The organism is Ruminococcus sp. AF37-20, from assembly GCF_003460465.1.
Lineage (GTDB): Bacteria > Bacillota > Clostridia > Oscillospirales > Ruminococcaceae > Hominimerdicola > Hominimerdicola aceti.
Genome location: NZ_QTVE01000011.1, coordinates 36,621 through 57,302, shown reverse-complemented (window position 1 = coordinate 57,302; position 20,682 = coordinate 36,621). Strand labels below are relative to the sequence as shown.

Below are 20,682 nucleotides of genomic sequence, written 5' to 3'. Positions count from 1 at the left end.
TCACTCCTATTCAAGTTTCATTTGACGTGTTTCCGAAACGTCCATTTTAAGAAGCTTGGAAACACCCTTTTCTTGCATCGTTACGCCATACAGAACGTCAGCTTCTTCCATTGTTCCACGTCTGTGAGTAATGGTGATAAACTGTGTTTTATCTGTAAGATGGTGCAGATATTGTGCATATTTACTTACGTTCACATCATCAAGCGCCGCTTCTATCTCATCGAGAAGACAGAAAGGTGATGGCGAAATTTTCAGGATTGCAAAATAAATTGCAATAGCCACCAGAGCCTGCTCTCCGCCTGAAAGGGACATAAGGTTTGTTATGACCTTGCCTGGCGGCTGAACGTTTATCTCAATACCACATTCAAGGACATTGTTTGGGTCTGTAAGAATAAGCTCGCACTGACCACCACCGAAAAGCTCGGTGAAAATTTTCTTGAAATTCGCATTTATGCGCTCAAAGCTGTCGGTGAACATATTCTTCATATTTTCTGTCAGATCCTCGATAAGTTTTTCAAGTTCTGTTTTTGACGTATTTACGTCATTAAGCTGACCTGTGAAAAATTCGTGTCGCTGTGACACTTCTGCATATTCCTCTATAGCTCCAAGGTTTACGCTTCCAAGATTTCTTATCTTTCCACGAAGTTCGTTGAGTCGCCTGTTAGCTACCGTTATATCCACAATATCCTCGGCTATCTCTGCAGCGTCGCTTCTTGTAAGCTCATAATCGTCCCAAAGCTGTGCCACAAGCTTATCAAAGCCTGCAGTAACAGATTTTTTCTGTTCCTCCGCTCTTGTAAGCTGACCTGAAAGTGTTTCCTTCTCGTCCATTTTGTGCTTCTGCTTGGTGCGAAGTTTGTTTGCTGCATTGTCAAGCTCAATATGCTCACGCTGAGCCTGCTCCGCCATTTTCTGTGCGGCGGCTATCTTTTCGTCAGCGCCGCTGAGTTCCTCTCTTGTCTGAGAGATAAGCTCTTTCTTCTCAGCTATCTTTTTTTCGCACTCGGAGATATTATCGTTCAACTTGCCGCTGTCAGTATCACTGTCGCCGATAGTTTCTTCAAGCTGTGATATTGAAAGCTTGCAGGCGTCAAGGTCTTTGGATAACTCTGCCGCCATTATCTTCATTTGTGAAAGCTCTTCGCTGAGCTGTTCACGCTTATTTTTAAGTTCTGCCTGCTCGTTTTGAGAGTCGGCAAGCTTGGCTTCATTATCTGATATCTCAGCTTCGATCTCTGAAAGTTCTGTCTGAGCCTTGTCGATATCTCCGCTTACTATCTTGTATTTATTTTTCAGCGTTTCGATAAATGTTTCTATCTCATCAAGCTTGTTTTCATAGTCAGAATAATACTCTGAAACACGCTTTATTTCCATTTCAAAACGGAGTATATCGCTGTTTACCTGTGAAAGCTTTTCCCTTAGTCCCTCGGTATCAGCGGTGTATTTTGAAACCTCTTGATTTAGCTTCTCAACCTGCTGTTTAAGCTCTGTAAAGGAGTTTTCAAGTGCTGTTTTCTTTTTAGCAAGTGCTTCCGCTTCATTTTTTCTTGTAAGCAGACCTGTCTGTTTGGAAACGCTTCCTCCTGTGAATGAGCCGCCCGCGTTTATTACCTGTCCGTCCAGGGTAACGATGCGGAATTTATAGCTGTATTTCTTTGCGATAAGGGTTGCACTGTCGATATCCTCTGCTATACATATCCTGCCTAAAAGGCTGTTGATTACGCCCTCAAACTGGCTGTCATACTTAACAAGCTCACAGCCTAGAGCCACAAAGCCGTCCTCATTTTCAAGTTGCGGCATATTTAGTCTGTTTCCTCGAACTGATGTAACAGGCAGAAATGTTGCACGACCTGCTCTGTTCTCTTTCAGAAGCCTGATACCTCTCTTAGCAGAGTCCTCATTGTTTACGACAATGTTCTGAAGTGCCCCACCCAACGCAGTTTCAATGGCTACAGAGTATTTTGTTTCAACAGATATAAGCTGAGAAACAGTACCGCAAATGCCGCTTATCCTACCCAGCTGTGAGGCTTTCATTATGTGCTTTACGCTGAACTGAAAGCCCTCCATGGAGTTTTCAAGGTCGGCTATAGTCTTTATCCTGTTCTCAACGTCACGGAGCTGTATTTCCGTATCTGTGAGATTTTTGCGACATTCTGAAAGCTTTGTGTTTCTAGTTTCAAGAAGCTTTGCAAGTCCGCTCATGCGGTTTGTAAGCTCCTGCTTGTTTTCGTCAGCTTTGCTTTTTGATTCACGCAGTTCCTTTAATTCCTTTGAAGAAAGTTTTGAATGTTCTTCAAGCTGTTTTTTTCTTTCAAGAGAATTTTCGATCTGCTCATCAATATCCGAAAGGTTGTTTTTAGCATTTTCAAGTCTGAATGAAACTTCCGACTTTTTCATGTAAAGCTCATTTATAAAGCTTCCAGCTTCACTTACCGACTTGTCAGATAATGCAGTTTTATCAATAAGCTCAGAAAGCTCTTTTTCCTTACACTCTACAGCTTCCTGCTGCTTTGCTTTTTTCTCGTCGAGTTCTTCAAGCTCCTGTCTGCGTGTTTTCAGCTCAGCCTCAAGATAGTATTTTGATGAGTTGGACTCACTTATCTGCTCTTTAAGCTTCAAAATATTATCTTCAAGGTGAGAAATATCATTCTCATATACTGCGATCTTTGACAGTGCCTGAGAGTTTTCAAGCTCCACCTGATGTATCTGATTTTTGTAGCTGTCAGCAAGCTCAGATTTTTCAGCGCTCTTTGCAAAGCTGTCATTTATATCGTCTTCAATGCTTTCAAGCTCCTGCGTGATGACCTCGTACTCTTTTTTTAAAGCAGAAAGCTTCTCCTCATAACCTGCTATTTGGCTCATATACTCATTGAGCTTATGCACCCATACGGAGACTTCCAGCTTTCTCTTTTCTTCATCAAGGACTCTGAACTTCTCCGCCTTTTCAGCCTGCGCTTTAAGCGGACCTATTCGTCCTTCTATCTCTCCCATGATGTCATTGATACGAGAGAGATTATCCTCAGCCGCCGCAAGCTTTTTTTCGGCTTCTTTTTTCTTTGAACGGAATTTTGAAATGCCTGCCGCTTCTTCAAATATCTCACGGCGGTCATTGGATTTTCCGTTTACGATATCTGCTATCCTGCCCTGACCGATTATCGAATAACCGTCCCTGCCAAGACCGGTGTCCATAAACAGTTCCACGATATCCTTTAAATTTACTTCTTTACCGTTTATCATGTAAAAGCTGTCGCCATTGCGGTAAAGCTTTCGTGATACTGACACGGTGTCGCTGTCATATTCAAGTGCACCGTCCTCGTTGTCTATGGTGATTGTTACCTGAGCAAAAGGCGCTTTTGGTCTAGTTTGAGTGCCGTGAAAAATAACGCCTGCCATTTTTTCACCTCTCAGGGCTTTGGAAGATTGCTCGCCCATTACCCAGCGCATAGCGTCACCGATATTACTCTTGCCTGAGCCGTTAGGACCGACAACTGCGGTGATACCCTTATTGAATTTCAGATCTATTTTATCTGGAAAAGACTTAAAGCCCTGCAATTCAAGTGATTTAAGATACATTATTTTTCACCACCCCTCATTATGATTTCGTTTATCTTTATTTTATTGCTGCCCTCGTGACCTACAATTTTTATATTGACACCAAGATCTTTGAAATATTCTATATTAGATTTTTTCTGACCTATTGCCTTGCTTATCTGCCTTTTCGGTACAGATATCACAACAGAAGCTATATCGCTTATATTGCCATGCTTTCCAAGCTCTTCTGCTATAAGACTGCGGTAATTTCTGCCTTCGCAAAGTTCACGGAATGCAGGGTGATAAAATCCGCCCAACATTTGCTCCTCCACGACCTCGCTTGCGTGCAGACCAAGCTTTATAACATCTATACCAAGTTTATCGGCTTCTGTGAGAAGATAAGAACAGATTTTCACTACCTCGTCAAAGTCCATAGGCTTATATTCGCCACTTTTGTAAAGCTCTCCGAGCCTTGTACCATTAAGGATAACAACGGGATAAATACGTACTGTTTTAGGAGACAGCGCCGCTATCTTCGACCAAGTTTCCAGCTCAGTTTCACGGTTGCTTTTATAAAGTCCTATCATCATTTGCAGACCAAGGTCAAAGCAACCATAGCTTTTTATAAGCTTTGCAGCGTTTTCGACGTCCTGAACAGTATGTCCACGCTCGTTGGCTTCAAGAACAACATCTGACATAGACTGTGCGCCAAGCTCAATAGCCGTAACGTGATTATCTCTGAGAATGTCAAGTATCTCAGTGCTGATATAGTCAGGTCTGGTGGATATCCTGATACCCTTGAAGTTGTCGTTGCCTATAAACTCCTGCGCTGCACCAAGAAGTTCGAGCATATATTCTCTCGGCACTGCTGTAAAGCTACCACCGAAAAAGGCTATCTCCGTCTGTGAAACGTCCTTGACTTCGTTCATTGCCTGTGTGCAGATACGCTTAACATCATCAGCGTGCGGTATCTTCTCTGTACCAGTTATGGTGCGCTGATTGCAGAACGCACACATATGCGGACAGCCTATATGCGGCACGAAGACAGATATATTACTGTGCCCCATAGCCCATTAGTTCCAATGCTTCTTTAGCCGCCAACTGTTCAGCGGTCTTTTTCGATCTGCCCGTACCCTCGCCGATAACATTCGTATTCAAAAGTACCTGAACAGTAAATTTCTTATTATGGTCAGGACCTGATTCGCCTTTAAGGTGATATTCTATTCTCTCCTCAGGATTTTTCTGGATTATCTCCTGAAGAATAGTCTTGTAATCATGGAAAACAACTCCATCAGGCGTGATATTTTCAGGTATGAATGAAAGTATATATTTTGAAACAGGCTCGATACCACCGTCAAGATAAATTGCAGCGATAACTGCTTCAAAAGCGTCTGAAATAATTGACGGTCTTTCTCTGCCCCCTGTTATCTCCTCGCCTTTTCCGAGAAAGATATACTTGCCAAGTTCTATTTTCTTTGAGAACTCAAACAGTGCTTTTTCGCACACAAGTGAAGCCCTCATTTTTGTCAGCTCGCCCTCAGGCATATGCTTGTAATGCTCGAAAATGTGATCTGACACAACTATAGAAAGCACTGAATCTCCAAGAAATTCAAGCCTTTCATTGCTGTTTCTTGCCTTCTTGTTTTCATTTGCAAATGATGAATGGGAAAGAGCTTCGTAAAGGAGCTTTTCGTCTTTGAATTGATAACCTATTCTTTTCTGAAACTCTTTAAGAGCCTTTTGCTCGTCCATTATAACATCTCCTGTTTGCTTTTCAACTGCTCGATAGCAGTTGTGATCTCGTCTATCACATTAGTTTCAGTAAATTGTTTTGCTTGTCTGATAGCGTTATAGAATGCTCTTGCATTTGATGAGCCATGTGCCTTGATAACAGGCTTTGCAGTACCAAGTAGAGGCGCTCCGCCATACTCAGAGTAGTCTACCTTTTTCTTGAATTCTTTAACGTTCTTCATTACCATAAGAGCAGCGATCTTTGACTTTGTATCCTTAGTCAGAAGCGTTTTAAGCTCCCCTGAGAAGAATTTTGCCATGCCCTCGTAAAGCTTGAGCATAAGGTTTCCGCAGAAGCCGTCAGCCACGCATACGTCACAATCGCCCATAGGAAGCTGTCTTGCTTCGATATTTCCAACAAAGTTTACAGGTGCGTTTTTCAACTGCTTGTAAGTTTCAAGCTCCAGCTCTCTGCCCTTTGACTCCTCTGCACCAATATTTGCAAGACCTACTCTTGGTGACTCAACACCAAGTATCTTGTTCATATAAGCCGAACCCATTATTCCAAACTGAGTAAGCATTTCAGGGCGGCAGTCTGCGTTTGCACCGCTGTCAAGAAGCATCGTAGGCGTAGTTGCCGTAGGAAGTATTGTTGCAAGAGCTGGTCTTTTGATGCCCTTTATTCTCTTTACGATAAACGTTGCTCCAACTACAAGTGCGCCTGTTGAGCCAGCTGAAACAAAAGCGTCGCCCTCACCGTCTGCAAGCATTTTCATGCCAACAGCCATTGAACAATCCTTCTTGCCCTTGATCACTTCTGTAGGCTCTTCACATATCTCGATAACAGTATCAGCGTGCTTGATATGTAAAGCTGTGATATCAAGTCCGTTTTCCTGTGCACATTTTTTTATTTTTTCTTCATCACCAACAAGAGTAACGTCAACACCGAAATCTTTCTGTGCGTCAATTGAACCTTTTATGACTTCGAGAGGTGCGTTATCTCCGCCGAAAGCGTCAATTACTATGTTCATAACATTCTCCTTAAAATTCCTCAATAGCCTTGTCAAGGTCTGCAAGACCCCTTTCAGCTATCATCTTATATTTCAGTTTCTTATCTCTTATACGTTCAGGCAGCTCAGGCAGGATACCCATATTACATCCCATAGGCTGGAACTTCTCCACGGTAGGATCGCTTATATACTTTGAAAGCGCACCCAGCATTGTGGTATCAGGCAAGGTAACCGCAGGCTTGCCCTGCAAACGTCTTGCCATGCTCAACCCTGCAAAAATTCCGCTTGCCGCCGATTCGATATATCCCTCAACGCCTGTCATTTGACCTGCAAAATAAAGGTTTTCTCTATCTCGCATATTAAACTGCGGATTTAAGAGCTTAGGCGAATTGATGAAAGTGTTTCTATGCATAACTCCATAGCGTATAAATTCTGCATTTTCAAGTCCTGTGATAAGAGAAAATACTCTTTTCTGCTCACCAAATTTAAGGTTTGTCTGAAAGCCCACAAGGTTATACAGACTTCCCTCTGCGTTCTCTGCACGAAGCTGAACGACGGCATAAGGTCTGTTGCCTGTTCGTGGATCCGTCAAACCTACAGGTTTCAGCGGGCCGAAACGCATTGTGTCCTCTCCTCTTTTGGCAAGGACCTCAACCGGCATACAGCCTTCATACACCTTGAACCCGTCCTTTGAAAAGTGCTCCTTATCAAAATCATGGAGCGGAGCGGATTCCGCATTGATAAGTTCATTATAGAACCTGAGATATTCTTCCTTATTCATAGGGCAGTTTATATAATCAGCCTCGCCCTTGCCATATCTCGATGCAAAGAAAACCTTATCCTTATCAAGACTTTCATATGTGACGATAGGTGCGGCGGCATCATGAAAATACAGATAATCACCGCATATTTTGCCGATACTCTCTGCAAGCCCATCGCTTGTAAGAGGACCTGTTGCGATTATAACATCGCCATCAGGTATATCTGTGACTTCTTCCTCGATAACAGTGATGTGAGGATTTTCCATTATCTTTGCCGTGACCATATCGGAAAACTTTTTCCTATCAACAGCAAGTGCTCCGCCTGCTGATACCTTAGTTTCAGCTGCACATTCCATTGTGACAGAGCCAAGCCTGCGCATTTCCTCTTTTAGCATACCTGCGGCTGAATCTATTCTGTCCGCTTTCAATGAATTTGAGCAGACAAGCTCTGCAAAGCCCTTATATTTATGGGCAGGCGTAAACTCTTTCGGCTTCATTTCATAAAGCTCAACGTCTATCCCTGCTTGGGCTAACTGCCACGCAGCTTCACAACCTGCAAGTCCTGCACCTATTACCTTAACCGCCATTAGATAAATTCCTTTCATATCCGCAATCAGGCTTATGGCAAATGAGTATTCCGTTCTTTCCGCCTTTCTGGAAAAGCGTACTGCCACACTTAGGGCATTTCTCTTCGGTAGGAACGTCCCATGTCATGAACTTGCACTCAGGATTGTCCTCACAGCCGTAATATTTCTTGCCCTTTTTAGACTTTTTGAGAAGCACTTTCTTTCCGCAGTAAGGGCAAATTCCGCCTGTTTCCTGAACTATTTTTTTGGTATTCTTGCACTCAGGAAAACCTGAGCAAGCCATAAATTTGCCATATCTGCCTATCTTTATTACCATAGGTTTGCCGCAAAGCTCACACACCTGATCTGTTTCTACGTCAGGCACTTTGATACGCTTCCCGTCCATGGCTTCCTCGGCTTCAGTCAATTCCTCGTCAAAGTCACCGTAAAAGTCCTGCAAAGTTTTTACCCAACTTTTCTTGCCACTTTCAACCTCATCAAGAGATTTCTCCATGTTTGCAGTAAACTTAACATCAACTATTTTATCAAAATGCTCGCTCATAAGCTGGTTTGTTACTTCGCCAAGCGAAGTCGGCTTAAGCTGTTTTCCGTCACGCTCAACATAATTTCTGTTTATTATGGTTGTAATAGTTGGAACATAAGTTGAAGGTCTGCCGATGCCCGTTTCCTCAAACGCCTTTACAAGGGTTGCTTCTGTGTATCTTGCAGGAGGCTGAGTGAAATGCTGATTTCCCTCAAGGGTACGCACCTTTATTGAGTCACCGGATTTTATTGGAGGAAGCACGTTTTTCTTTTCACCCTCATCGTCTTTAGCCTCTTCATAAAGAACAGTAAATCCGTCGAACTTTACAGAATAGCCTGTTGCCTTGAAGTTACAACCGTTTGCAGAGATATCAACAGAAACAGTGTCCATAAGGCAGTTTGACATCTGAGAAGCTATAAATCTCTCCCAAATGAGTTTATAAAGCTTGTACTGGTCACTCGTCACTCCGCTTGCCTTTACCATATCAGGTGTTACTTCTGGGTGTGTTGGTCGGATGGCTTCGTGAGCGTCCTGAGCGTTGCCCTTAGTTTTATATTTTTTCGGTGTGTCAGGAATATACTTATCGCCATATTTTTTTCTGATAAAATCATATGCCGCTGCTCTTGCTTCATCAGAAATTCTAAGGCTGTCGGTACGCATATAGGTGATAAGACCTGTCTGACCCATATCGTTTATCTCAACACCCTCATAAAGCTCCTGAGCGGTTTTCATCGTTCTTCTCGCCTGAAAGCTGAGACGTCTTGACGCTTCCTGCTGTAAAGTCGAGGTGGTGAATGGTGCGGCAGGAGATTTTCTGTGAACGCTCTTTTTTACCTTGTCGATAACAAACTCGGCACCCTCAAGTCTTTTCAGTATCTCGTCAGCCTGCTCTTTATTTTTCAACTCCGGCTTTTCTCCGTCAACTGTATTAAGCTTTGCGGCAAATGTCTTTCTTTCACCGTTTGCGGAAAATTTTCCGTCAATGGACCAATATTCCTGAGATACAAATGCCCTTATCTCGTTTTCTCTGTCGCATATCATTTTAACTGCGACAGACTGAACTCTGCCCGCTGAAAGTCCTTTTCTTATCTTTCTCCAAAGAAAAGGTGAAAGCTTATAGCCCACAAGTCTGTCAAGGATACGTCTTGCCTGCTGTGCATTAACAAGGTTTATATCAATAGAACGTGGGTGGCTCATTCCAGCTTTGATACCAGTTTCAGTAAGTTCGTTGAAAGTTACTCGGTTTTTATCATTCAGGTCAAGACCCAAAAGCAATGCAAGATGCCATGAAATGGCTTCTCCCTCTCGGTCAGGGTCTCCTGCAAGATAAACATGGTCGCTTTTCTTTGCAAGCTTTTTTATATCTTTTATAACGCCCTCTTTGTCTTTTATGTTGACATATTTAGGCTCAAAATTATTATCTATATCGACGCCCAGCTTTGATTTTGGCAGGTCACGGACATGACCCTTTGAAGCCACGACTTCATAATCATCGCTAAGATAACGCTTAATTGTTTTTATCTTCGTTGGTGACTCAACTATGATCAAATTAGACAAATCTATTCTCCATTCTTAATATATATTAAAGTCCAAACATTTTGCCCGGATATGACTTAACAGTGCCATAAAGTTCAAGCTCCGTTAGCTGTGCAAGCACATCAGAGATATCCATACCAAGCTTTGCAGCTATCTCGTCCACAAGCATATTTCCGCTTTTTAACAGTTTGCAAATGCTCTTTTGTGTGTCATCAAGCTCTGACAGATCAGGCTCAGGTGTTGGCTTTACCATTTCTGTTTCAGAAACAGTCTTGCTGTCAGGCACTTTTCTTTTGCTTTTTCTGTGCTTCACTGTCTTAGGCTCGCCATTGTTAAGTATAGCAGAATCCTCAGCAGGAAGCGTGAACTCTCCCAGGCTTTCCACAAGTCTAAGAGATTGATACCTTTCATTGCCAAGCGAATACACTATATCCTCTGCGCCGAATACAGGTTGACACTCATTTCTTATGAGATCACGTTGTCCGAAATATCGACTGTCATAGATATCATGTGGCGGTACTACAAATACCTGTTTTCCTTGAGATATGGCGTGATTGACATTATCAAGACCATGACTTTCCTTGCTACACTCAGTAAAAAGCACTGCATTTGAAAGTCCTGTAAGAATCCTATTGCGATTCACAAAAGCATTTCCAAATGGTTTATAACCCGGAAAATACTCTGATATTACTACTCCATTCTCAGCGATCTGTTTTTTTAGCTCGTTACTTCCCTTAGGATAATCACAATCAAGAGCTGTGCCACACACAGCTATAGGTCTACTATTATTTTCAATAGCTACCTTGTTAGCGATCTGATCTATACCTCCTGCAAACCCCGAAGCAAGCAGACAGTTTCTTCTTATAAGATCTGCGCAAATATGCTTCGTTATCTTTACAGAATATTCAGACGGCTCACGGGAGCCTACTACTGAAATAACGCATTTATCGTTTAAAAAGTCAAGGTTACCATAAGTATACAGAACAGCAGGTGGATTTGCGATCCGTTTAAGTCTGTCAGGATAGCCCTCACTTTCGTAACAATAAATATTTATGCCAAGCTCTTCACAGCGTTTTTTTATGATTTCTGCGTCTTTAAGACTATATTTTCCTATCCTCTGCAGCTCTTTATCATTAAGTCCGCTGACCATATGATCATCGAGTGCTGTCATGAACTCAACTATATCATCATAATTTGCAGAAACTTCCCATATACGTTTGCTCGATGGAGTGAAAATCAGAACCGCTCTTATCCACAATAAAAGTCTTTCTTTATCCATGACTGCCACCTCGAAACATTTCCCACAAAATGATTGTGCCTGCGCAAGCAGCATTAAGTGATTCTATGTTGCCGTGCATAGAAATAGTCACACGATTTTTACAAATGTCTGAATGTTCTTTAGGCAAACCTTTGCCCTCGTTTCCTATTACAACAGCACACGGTCTGTCAAAATCAAATTCTGTGATATTTTCACCGTCTCTGACAACTGCAGCATTTGTAACGATACCAAGCTCATCAAAAAGCGTTGCGACGTTCAGAAAATTATCAACTACAAAAAGATCAAGTCTTGTAGTGCTTCCCATAGCGGAACGAACCACCTTTGGGTTATACAGATCAACGCAATTATCTGTCATAACTACTCCACTAACGCCTACGGCATCGGCAGTTCTTAGAAGCGTACCCAAATTACCTGGGTCCTGTAAATTATCAAGCACGAGATACTTCCCGTTTTTGTCAATATACTCAGCCACAAAAGGCAAATCGACCTTAAAAACGATCATATAAATGCCCTGAGAGTTTCCCTCATCTGTCATCTTTTTCGCAAGCTCATCAGATATTTCAAAAACATCTTCAGGTCTTGTGCACGAGAAAAGACTATCGGTTTTAAGTGTATTTTTATATTTAGTCAAGGCCGTTTGAGTATAGAAAACAGAATGGACTTTTATTCTTCCGCACACAGCTTCATAAGCGGTGTCAACGCAGTTTCTTGCACCTTCAACAGCAAACAATCCATGTTCTTCCCTAGCTTTTTTTGATGACAGAAGCTTTCTGAAAAGCTTCACTCTAGGGTTATCTTTACTATTAATATGCAAACTGCGTCACCTCTTATTCTGAAAATTTAATCATTTAGTTGCCAAATGCGTCATATATGGTGTTGCCTTAATATACAACAAAACACGCAGGTTACAATAACGTGCGTGTTTTTGACTATTAAAGAGCAGCCTTCGCCTTTTCTGCGATCGCTGTGAAACCAGCAGGATCGCTGATAGCTATTTCGGAGAGCATCTTTCTGTTAAGATTGATACCAGCCTTGTTTACGCCGTTCATGAATGTTGAATAATTCATACCGTTCATTTTAGCAGCTGCTGAAATTCTTGTGATCCAAAGCTTTCTGAAATCTCTCTTCTTCTGCTTTCTTCCAATGTATGCATACTGACCTGACTTCATTACAGCCTGTTTAGCCATTTTGAAGTGCTTGCTCTTGGCACCAAAGTATCCCTTAGCAAGCTTCAGAGTCTTATTTCTTCTCTTACGAGTCATCATTGCTCCCTTTACACGAGCCATAGTTATTACCTCCTGAAATTTTTAAAATTTGTTTTCCCTACAACTCGTTTATTTGTAAGGGATAAGAGCCTTTACGTTCTTGATGTTGGTATCATCTGCATAAGCTGCACCACGCAGGATTCTCTTACGCTTGTGATCCTTCTGAGTAAGTCTGTGTCTTTTGTTTGTGTGCTGGAACTTAACCTTACCGCTACCGGTAACACTGAAACGCTTCTTAGCACCAGAATGTGTTTTGATCTTTGGCATTGTATTTATCCTCCTTATTATTTTACTTGTTTACTTTCGGAGAAACGAACATCACAAGACTGCGTCCCTCCATTTTTGATGGCTTGTCAACAACGCCGGCTTCAGAGATAGCGTCTTTAAATTTTGCAAGAAGTTCTTCACCGAACTGTGGATGAGCCAAAGTTCTTTTCTTGAACCTTACAGAAACTTTTATCTTATCTCCTCCGTTAAGGAATTTAACAGCCTGATTGACCTTTACATTAAAATCATGAGTGTCGATCGTAGATGACATTCTAACTTCCTTGATCTCGATAACTTTCTGATTTTTCTTTGCTTCCTTCGCACGCTTTGTCTGTTCAAAACAGAACTTGCCATAATCCATGATACGGCATACAGGCGGAGTTGCCTGAGGAGCGATCTTTACAAGATCAAGATCTTTCTCAAATGCAATTTTAAGAGCCTCGTCAGCACTTAAAATACCAAGCTGATTTCCGTCAACGTCTATGACCCTGAGTTCTTTATCACGGATCTCTTCGTTGATCTGATGTTCCCTGTTGCTAATGACGCAGCACCTCCAAAAATAAAATAAAACGGGCACAGAACTGATCCGTACCCGCATAAAATCACACTGATATGCAAATTCATGTTGACCTTTTTACTACAGAGATCTGCGCTTAAGGTGAGAACGGACATTGTTCTGCTTTGTTTACCATGATATTATACTACACTTTTACCCACTTGTCAATACCTTTTCTCAAATTATTTCAAAAAAATATTATCAAGCTCTCCATATGTCATTATATCACATTCAGAGCTTGATTTCAACCCCTTTTCGCAGCCAAAATGAATAAATATAACAGCTTTTTATTTTCTCTCCGAGTATCATCTCAAACGATGCTTTATACAGTGCAAGCTGTGTTTTATAGCCCATGAGCTGTGACAAATCATTAAATCTGTCAGTTTTATAATCAACAATAACATATCCGTCAGGCTCATGGAAGATACAATCGGCGATACCTTGAAGCATACCGCTGTTACCATTATATTCAGGAAGATTTTCACTTAAGTCAAGATCTCTCATTGAAACAAGAAACTTCTTTTCACGCATCACATTATCAGAATTTTTCACACGCTCATAAAAATCAGATCTAAAGAATGCTTCAAGTGCTTCAACATAAACTCCGCCAGCTTCTTTCTGGCTGAAGTACCCCTGATTCACAAGACGTTCAAGCTCTGTTTTTACGCTTTCATGTGCCTTATCATAATCCGATAACTCCATAAATTTGTGGGTAAAAGTTCCCTTTTCCGCTGCTGATAGTTTATCAAACTCATCATCAAGCCGTGGAAGACTAGGATAAAACTCAGGTTCGGTTTTCTCTGTCTGCTTCTCTTTTTCAGCCGCAGTTATCTCCGTAACAGTAAGCTTTGCTGGTGTTGATACTCCTGACCAGTCATACTCAAATGCAAATTTGTCAAGAAGATTTCTAAGCATTGTTTTGTCCGCTTCTATTTCGCTAATAGTTGTATCTTCTTCCTGTGTCTGCTCTGTATTTTCAATTCCGTATTCATTATATATTATCTCAGGCTCAGGGTATTCGTCTCCGCTGACAGCTATATTATCAGTACCAAGCCAAGATGTGAGTTGATCACCCGTGGAGTGAAGTGCAAGCGTGATTGTTATCCAATCAAGCATCGTTTCAGCGTCCGCCACAACATTTTCAAGAGAATCTCCCTGCTTTGAGTATATGTTTCTAAGCCTGTCAACTATTCCCGCCTTACGTTCAATAACCTTCTCATATGTGGTATTGCTGTAAATAATCGGTGCATAGCTTACAAAAAGTCTTTCTTTTGCTCTTGTACATCCAACATAAAGCAGGCGGAGTTTTTCACTTTTTTCCTCTGCTTTTGATTCCTTTGAAAGCTTATCATAGTAAAGTGAAGTTTTTCTCATAAGTTTGCTGTTATCCATAAAACTGAAAGCAAAGCCCAGCTTGTTATGTGAACAGTAACCTTTGTCTTTCTTTATAAGCGGTATGTCAAGCTGACATAAAAATACAAATGGATATTCAAGACCTTTTGAAGCATGGTAGGTCTTTATGTAAACGGAATCTGAGCCCTCTGTTACTGTCATTGCCTGCTTAAAGGCTTTTTCATTTGAGGACACAGAGTCGATATATCTCAGAAAACCAGTTACGCCCTCCTGACTATTTTGCTCATAGGACGAAGCATATTCAAGAAGCAGACGAAGGTTTGCTCGCTTTTTATCAGAATCAAGATACAGCGAAACGATCCCCATAAGGTCGGTCATGTCATATATTTTTCTTATGAGCCGTTCAAGACCCATGCTCATTGAAAGATAACGCAGGGAATTAATAAGCTTATTAAGCTCTATGCACTTATCCTGCAATGTTTTATTATTAAAGCTTATATGAGTAGCTTCCTTTTCGTGGCTATCCTCAGCAGAAGCTGACGCCGCTACCACCTGATAGATATGGTCTTTCAGTTTGCTGTTAGGCTTCTTTGACTTTTCTGTTACTGCCGCCATTTCATCAGGCGTAAATCCCATTATAGGCGACATCATGATAGCTGTCATTGCAATATCGTTCATAGGATTGTCAATGACCCTGAGCATATTCAGCACAAGTGTTATCTCTCTTGACTTCATGTATCCGTTTGTATCCTCAGAATATGCTTTCAGACCTACTTCTTCAATGGCTTTTGCCATAAGGGTAATTTCATCATTCTTTTGAACAAGTATACAAAAATCTCCTGCACGGCACGGTCTTAGAGAGCCATGATCTTTGACTTCCTCACCGTTTTCAAGCATGTGCTTTATCTTTTGTGCTATTACTTTGTTCTCCACAGAATAGCCATTTGTCTTTTTGTAGTTCTTATCAAAAGGTATGAGCATTATTTCTGTAGGCTTGTTATTTTCATCATAAAGTTCACCGTATCGAAGTTCTTCATTTCTATCATAATCCACCTGACCTGTGTGCTGTGTCATAAGATAGTGGAACAGAAAATTTACAAAATCGACCACAGATTCACGACTTCTGAAATTCTTGCTTAGCAAGATAGCCTCGAGCTGTTCGCTGTTTTCAGGTGCGGAAGCGTCATTTCTCGTTTTGCTGAAAAGTTCAGGATTTGAGAGTCTGAAACGATATATAGCCTGCTTTATATCGCCAACCACAAAAACATTTTTGCCCATGATATCCAAGTTATCAGAATCAGAAAGCGAGCGGAAAACAAGTTCCTGAAGATTATTCACGTCCTGAAACTCGTCTATGAAAATAAGCTCATATAGCCTGTTTCTGCGAATTTCCTCGCAAAGCTCCGTGCGAACAGGTCCATTCTCGGTATCTTTTACAAGCAATTCTCTCGCCATTATCTCAACGTCAGAAAAAGTAACGCCATTTCTTTCAAGCCTCATTTCTTGTGAGATCTTGTCTATATCTTCGCATACCCTGCACAGAACAGTAAATATTCTGTCAGATTCAAGCATATTTTCCTTCATGATCAGTTTGGTGTTATTGAACATATCGGTAATTTTAGCTACGATATCTTTATATTTGTTTCTGTATGATGCACAGAAGGCATAATTGTCCTTGAACCTAATGCGAATATCATCGTCAAGTGATGCATTGAAAGCCTTGTTCGTGGGAAATCTTTTTATGGTGCTGAATTTCCAATCTGACTTAGCAATAGTATCTATATCGCCGCTTTCAAGAAGCTTTCTTAACCTATGAAGAAGTTCTCTGTCACTGTCGGCAGTTTCATTCATTTTGATATGTTTTATAAAAGGTATGCCCTCTATCTCTTTACGGCAGGCATATTCTTCAAAAACCTCATACATTGAAAATGCTTCTTTCAGCTTTGTTTGAGCTACACATATATTATCTTTTATAAAGCTGTCAAAAATCTTATCATCAGTAAAGTTTTTATGTACCTCTGCTATCCAACGCTTTGGAAACGGCAGCGAACGCATGAATTTATAAAGATTGTCGGTGATTTCATTGAGAGTTTTATCCGCAAAAGCGTTTTTCAGCAGTTTGTAGCTTTCATAATCTTCTTCACAAAGCTTTTCATAAGCCTGCGTGATAGCTTCCTGCAAAATAAGATTTTGTACACTGTCATCAAGTATATCAAGTCCTCCCTGAAAATCAAATTCATGTAGATTACTTTTCACAAGGTCAAGACAGAAAGAATTTATTGTAGATATCCTCGCAAGCTGGATAAGATTTTGCTGACTAAGCAACCACTTGTTTTCAGGGTCACGGCGAAGCTGTTCGTCAAAAGCACGGCTGAGTTTTTCTTTCATGCTTGAAGCGGCTTCTTTTGTGAATGTTACTGCAAGAAGTCTGTCGGCAGGTATTTTATTTTTTTCATCAGAAAGAAGTTGTATCATTCGTTCTATAAGCACTGTGGTTTTTCCGCTTCCTGCCGCCGCTGAAACTATAATTCCCTTGCCACGATCACTAATGGCTCTTTCCTGCTCTTTGGTCCATTTTGTATCAGCCAATTATTTTTTCTCCTTTCTGTCAGTTAGTTCTTCCATAAGTTTTTCTTCATAAACGCTGTCTTTCACGTCTGTAACGTCCTCTTGGTTTATCCTGCCGCAGATATCGTGAAAATCACAGTGCTTGCAGGCTTCCGCCACAGGTCTTGCCTGAATGTTTCCCTGACAAAGCTGTTCACCAAATTGCGCCACTTTGCCTATAGCAAATTCTCTGAGCTTTGTAAAAAAGCCGTCTGGAACAGTGCCTGAAATGCCGTTGGTTTTAGAATATTTAAAAGGCGCATAGGCATAATTTTCTTCTGAGCTGAAAGCTTCAGTGACAGCCTTTATATCAACGACTTTTCCTATAGGCTTGAAAGCGTTCAGCCGTGATCTGCTCTCGGCTTCTTCTACGTCAGCGTAGGCTGTCTGCTCGTATGTTTTAGGCTTGTTTCCTAGCGTGTAGTATACGATACCAGCCTGCTTCAATCCACCGTCTATATTCACTGGATTTTTGGTTTCAAGTAAAGCGGTAAGATACACGAACATCTGCAAATTAAGGCCATTGTAGAGCATTGAATATTTAAGGTCAATAGAGCCTGTTTTATAGTCGATTATCCTCACATATTTTTCACCGTTCTCGTCCTCGAAAACGTCAACTCTGTCGATAATTCCCGTAAGGATTATCTTATCTCTGCCGTTTACGTCTATGATAAGTCTGTCTTCTTCTTCGGACTTGTCTATTTTGTATTCCAAAAGCGCAGGTCTGAATTTTGAGTGAAGAAGCTCATTCTGCATAAAACGAATGATATGCAGAATATTGCTTTCCATACGCTCCTGTAAAAATACAAATGACGGAGATTTTCCGAACATTCCACCAAGGCTTTCCTTTATATATTCGGTAACGTTTTTGTGGATATACTCTTTTATCTCATCATCTGAGAGAGTAAGGAAAGCCTTGTCAAAGCCTGTGCCGTCATCGTCTTTACGCATTATCTTTTCAAGAAGCTGATGAATGATAAGTCCCCTGTTAAGCCCGTCGATATCTGCCTTTCTGACAGTTTTAAGACCAAGACCATACTTGCAGAAATAATTGAACGGGCACTTATAATATGTATCAAGCTGAGTAGGCGAAACCTTTGCAGGCTGTTCTGACATGAAAAGCTTTTCTGCTATCTTTTCTTCAAGCTTATAGTCACCGTTTTCATGAAGATTCTTTGTTCGCATAAGTTTCTCGGCATATTCCTGCGATAACCCCAACACAGACCTAATCGCAGAAATTGTAGCGTTTTTATCACGGGAATGTTCCATATATTTATAGTAAGCTGTCCTGAAAGAAGTGCAGTAAAAATCAAGCCCCATATCCTGAGCTTTGGTATTGATTTTGCCGAACATTCCATTAAGCTCGGAAACAAGTGCAGAGGGGTGGTGAGCTTCTCCTACAAGGTCAGATTCTGAATAAAGCACATAGAGCTTTTCGTCTGCAAGGGTAAAAGCGTTGTAGCACACAAGCTTCTCTGTCTGAAAAGATTTTCTTGCGCTATGTGAGATATGAATATCGCTTCCCTCTAATATCATTTTTTCATTTTCTGTGATAAGTCCACCAGAGCTTAAAGACGCAGGAAATATGCCGTCGTTCACCTCAACAAGAAAGACAGCCTTTACGCCCTCAAGCCTTGAATGGCTCGGGTCGCATATCCTTACGCAGTCAAGTTTCTGCGGAGGACGTGAAACACTCATTTGCGAAAGCATGAGCTTGAAAAGCTCATAAAACTGTCTGAGGGAGATAACTTCGTCATTCATGCAGTCATAGACGGATTTGATAGCCGAAAGAACAGAGTTCCAAAGTTGTTTCAATCCTCTTGCCATTTCAAGCTGAGTTTCGTTATCCGAAGTTCCTGCTTTTTTTACTACAGAAAAGGTCTGCTGAGAAAGCTCAATGCTGCCAAGAAGATCATAAAGCCCACGGCACAGTTCCCCTGCTGTAACGTCTTTAACAAGTTTGCTTTTAAATGCTTCAAAAGGCTCGATTATCTTTCGTCTTGAGCAGTTTATTTTTTCAAGCTGTTTTTCGCTGAGATCACCTGCAACAGTAAAATCACTGAGCCACATATCACCCTCAACGCTCCAGCGTATGCAATAGTCTTCCAGATTTGATATCTCGATATTCAGCATTGGAAAAAGCGGCGATTTTATGTATTTCAAAATATTGTCCGTGGAATACTTTCTTGAAAGCAAGCACTTGAAAAGCGAGTTCATATACCTCACCAGAGATGATGAAGAAACACTGTCACTGCAGTCTGAAAAATATGGTATCTCATATCTGTCAAACGTACCCTCAAAAACGGAAGCACAATCTTTAAGGTTTCTTGCAAGCAAAGCTATGTCACTGAATTTATAGCCTTTTTCTCTGACGAGCTCCCATATCTTTCCACTGACAAATTCACTTTCTTCGTAAATATCCGTTGCTGATATAACAGAAACATTTTCGCACTTTCCAACGTATGGCTTTTTACAGGTATTGTAAATCTCTTTGCTCACATATTCAAGTTCAGGGACTCTAAATGAGCTGTTACGACACTCTACCGTGTTGACCTTGTAATTATGATCAGCGGAAATATCTGTTATCTGCTGCAACGTTTTAAGAGTATCAGCAAAAGGGTGATTTGCATATCTTCTAATGCTTTCATTGTCGATACATAGAGAGAACGTTATACTCTTGCACTGTGCGATACAAGCGTCAAGCATTTTAAGTTCATCAAAAGAGAAATCGTTGAAAGCGTCAACAAAAACTGTCATTCCACGGAAATATCCGTTTTCCTTCACCTGATCCACACTTCTTGCCATTGCAGACAGTGTATCTTGCATTCCTGCTTTTTCAAGCTCATCCATGTAAAAATCATAAAGCCTTGAGATATCAAAAAGTTTCATGGCAAGAGAGCCGCTCTGCTTCTCAGCAGCAAGAGCTAGATCCTGTGGTGTTATTCCGCTTTCACGAAACTGGCTCACAAGTTCGTTAAGTTCGGCTAAGAAACTGCCCTTTTCAAGACTCTTTTTATAAAAGCGGATATCCTTGGTCTGTTTAAGACGTCTGACTGCCTTATACATAAGGATAGTGCGGACGTTATCATCAGCATTTTCTTTTACCCTACCGCCATAAAGCTTCTCTGTGAACTCAGCGATACGGTTAAAGCCTGCAGTCTGTATGAAGTTGAAATCTGCTGCACCAAGGTGTTCATACAGTTTTTTATCATATTCAAAAGAAAACTGATCTGGTATTATGACCATGACCTGCTCGCCGTTTTTTACAGCAGACTTGATCTTATCTATGAAAACTTTGTCACGTCCACTGTGAGAGCCACCGCTTATAACTGTTACCATTGAATGAGCCTCCGTTATGATTGATATTTATATAATAACACGGCAAGGCTCAAAAGTCAATCGTACTTTTGATATAAGTACAAATAAATGTACACTTAGCTAAAAAGGCTTTTAATTATCTCGGCTATTTTAAAAGAAAACTTTATATCTTCCCTATTGCCGTCTATGACAGTTATACCACTGCCATTTTTATCGTTTTTTTCATCTGACATAACATTGCTCAAAACGAATGCTGCCCCAAGGTTTGATGAGGAAAAAGCAGCGGCTTTGATGCCTGCAGAGCTTACCGTAACGACAAATGAAATGATGATAGCTGTAACAAACTTTTTCATTAAAA

The 20,682-nt window shown here is 41.0% G+C and carries 14 protein-coding genes; all 14 read right to left on the bottom strand.

What is annotated here, in order from left to right; all coding sequences use genetic code 11:
* Positions 1 to 6: 6 nt before the first annotated feature.
* On the bottom strand, positions 7 to 3,573 hold the full coding sequence (smc, locus tag DW015_RS08635) for a chromosome segregation protein SMC (RefSeq protein WP_117905352.1): 3,567 nt from the start codon (positions 3,571 to 3,573) through the stop codon (positions 7 to 9).
* Positions 3,573 to 4,598: a radical SAM protein gene (locus tag DW015_RS08630; RefSeq protein WP_117905351.1), complete on the bottom strand. Its 1,026-nt coding sequence runs from the start codon at positions 4,596 to 4,598 to the stop codon at positions 3,573 to 3,575. The genes smc and DW015_RS08630 overlap by 1 nt, the downstream gene beginning before the upstream one ends.
* Positions 4,585 to 5,283 carry a ribonuclease III gene (gene rnc, locus DW015_RS08625; protein WP_117905350.1) on the bottom strand — a complete coding sequence of 233 codons (699 nt, stop codon included), beginning with the start codon at positions 5,281 to 5,283 and terminating at the stop codon, positions 4,585 to 4,587. The genes DW015_RS08630 and rnc overlap by 14 nt, the downstream gene beginning before the upstream one ends.
* Entirely contained in the window at positions 5,283 to 6,293 is a 1,011-nt protein-coding gene (gene plsX / locus DW015_RS08620; RefSeq protein WP_022286873.1) for a phosphate acyltransferase PlsX, read from the bottom strand. The genes rnc and plsX overlap by 1 nt, the downstream gene beginning before the upstream one ends.
* 10 nt (positions 6,294 to 6,303) lie before the next feature.
* Positions 6,304 to 7,620, bottom strand: a complete 1,317-nt coding sequence (gene trmFO, locus DW015_RS08615) for a methylenetetrahydrofolate--tRNA-(uracil(54)-C(5))-methyltransferase (FADH(2)-oxidizing) TrmFO (RefSeq protein WP_117905349.1) — start codon at positions 7,618 to 7,620, stop codon at positions 6,304 to 6,306.
* Positions 7,610 to 9,700 (bottom strand): type I DNA topoisomerase, encoded by a 2,091-nt coding sequence (gene topA, locus DW015_RS08610; protein ID WP_117905348.1) that lies wholly within the window; start codon positions 9,698 to 9,700, stop codon positions 7,610 to 7,612. The genes trmFO and topA overlap by 11 nt, the downstream gene beginning before the upstream one ends.
* Positions 9,701 to 9,725: 25 nt before the next feature.
* Complete coding sequence (locus tag DW015_RS08605; RefSeq protein ID WP_181979883.1) at positions 9,726 to 10,958, bottom strand: DNA-processing protein DprA; 1,233 nt, start codon at positions 10,956 to 10,958, stop codon at positions 9,726 to 9,728.
* Positions 10,951 to 11,772, bottom strand: coding sequence for an RNA methyltransferase (locus DW015_RS08600; RefSeq protein WP_117905346.1), 822 nt, complete (start codon positions 11,770 to 11,772; stop codon positions 10,951 to 10,953). The genes DW015_RS08605 and DW015_RS08600 overlap by 8 nt, the downstream gene beginning before the upstream one ends.
* Positions 11,773 to 11,890: 118 nt before the next feature.
* Positions 11,891 to 12,244: a 50S ribosomal protein L20 gene (gene rplT, locus DW015_RS08595; protein WP_022286868.1), complete on the bottom strand. Its 354-nt coding sequence runs from the start codon at positions 12,242 to 12,244 to the stop codon at positions 11,891 to 11,893.
* A gap of 48 nt (positions 12,245 to 12,292) precedes the next feature.
* Positions 12,293 to 12,490, bottom strand: a complete 198-nt coding sequence (gene rpmI, locus DW015_RS08590; RefSeq protein ID WP_022286867.1) for a 50S ribosomal protein L35 — start codon at positions 12,488 to 12,490, stop codon at positions 12,293 to 12,295.
* Between the two features lie 22 nt (positions 12,491 to 12,512).
* Positions 12,513 to 13,067, bottom strand: coding sequence for a translation initiation factor IF-3 (gene infC, locus DW015_RS08585; RefSeq protein ID WP_022286866.1), 555 nt, complete (start codon positions 13,065 to 13,067; stop codon positions 12,513 to 12,515).
* 210 nt (positions 13,068 to 13,277) lie between these two features.
* On the bottom strand, positions 13,278 to 16,988 hold the full coding sequence (locus DW015_RS08580; RefSeq protein WP_117905345.1) for a UvrD-helicase domain-containing protein: 3,711 nt from the start codon (positions 16,986 to 16,988) through the stop codon (positions 13,278 to 13,280).
* Entirely contained in the window at positions 16,989 to 20,345 is a 3,357-nt protein-coding gene (locus DW015_RS08575) for a PD-(D/E)XK nuclease family protein (RefSeq protein ID WP_117905344.1), read from the bottom strand.
* A gap of 95 nt (positions 20,346 to 20,440) precedes the next feature.
* The gene (locus DW015_RS08570) at positions 20,441 to 20,677 is read right to left on the bottom strand and encodes a hypothetical protein (protein WP_117905343.1); all 237 of its coding nucleotides are present in this window, start codon (positions 20,675 to 20,677) and stop codon (positions 20,441 to 20,443) included.
* Positions 20,678 to 20,682 lie beyond the last annotated feature (5 nt).

Coding starts and splice junctions, on each gene's coding strand:
- smc (WP_117905352.1), bottom strand. CDS start 3,573: ATGTATCTTAAATCACTTGAATTGCAGGGCTTTAAGTCTTTTCCAGAT.
- DW015_RS08630 (WP_117905351.1), bottom strand. CDS start 4,598: ATGGGGCACAGTAATATATCTGTCTTCGTGCCGCATATAGGCTGTCCG.
- rnc (WP_117905350.1), bottom strand. CDS start 5,283: ATGGACGAGCAAAAGGCTCTTAAAGAGTTTCAGAAAAGAATAGGTTAT.
- plsX (WP_022286873.1), bottom strand. CDS start 6,293: ATGAACATAGTAATTGACGCTTTCGGCGGAGATAACGCACCTCTCGAA.
- trmFO (WP_117905349.1), bottom strand. CDS start 7,620: ATGGCGGTTAAGGTAATAGGTGCAGGACTTGCAGGTTGTGAAGCTGCG.
- DW015_RS08605 (WP_181979883.1), bottom strand. CDS start 10,958: ATGGATAAAGAAAGACTTTTATTGTGGATAAGAGCGGTTCTGATTTTC.
- rplT (WP_022286868.1), bottom strand. CDS start 12,244: ATGGCTCGTGTAAAGGGAGCAATGATGACTCGTAAGAGAAGAAATAAG.
- rpmI (WP_022286867.1), bottom strand. CDS start 12,490: ATGCCAAAGATCAAAACACATTCTGGTGCTAAGAAGCGTTTCAGTGTT.
- DW015_RS08575 (WP_117905344.1), bottom strand. CDS start 20,345: ATGGTAACAGTTATAAGCGGTGGCTCTCACAGTGGACGTGACAAAGTT.
- DW015_RS08570 (WP_117905343.1), bottom strand. CDS start 20,677: ATGAAAAAGTTTGTTACAGCTATCATCATTTCATTTGTCGTTACGGTA.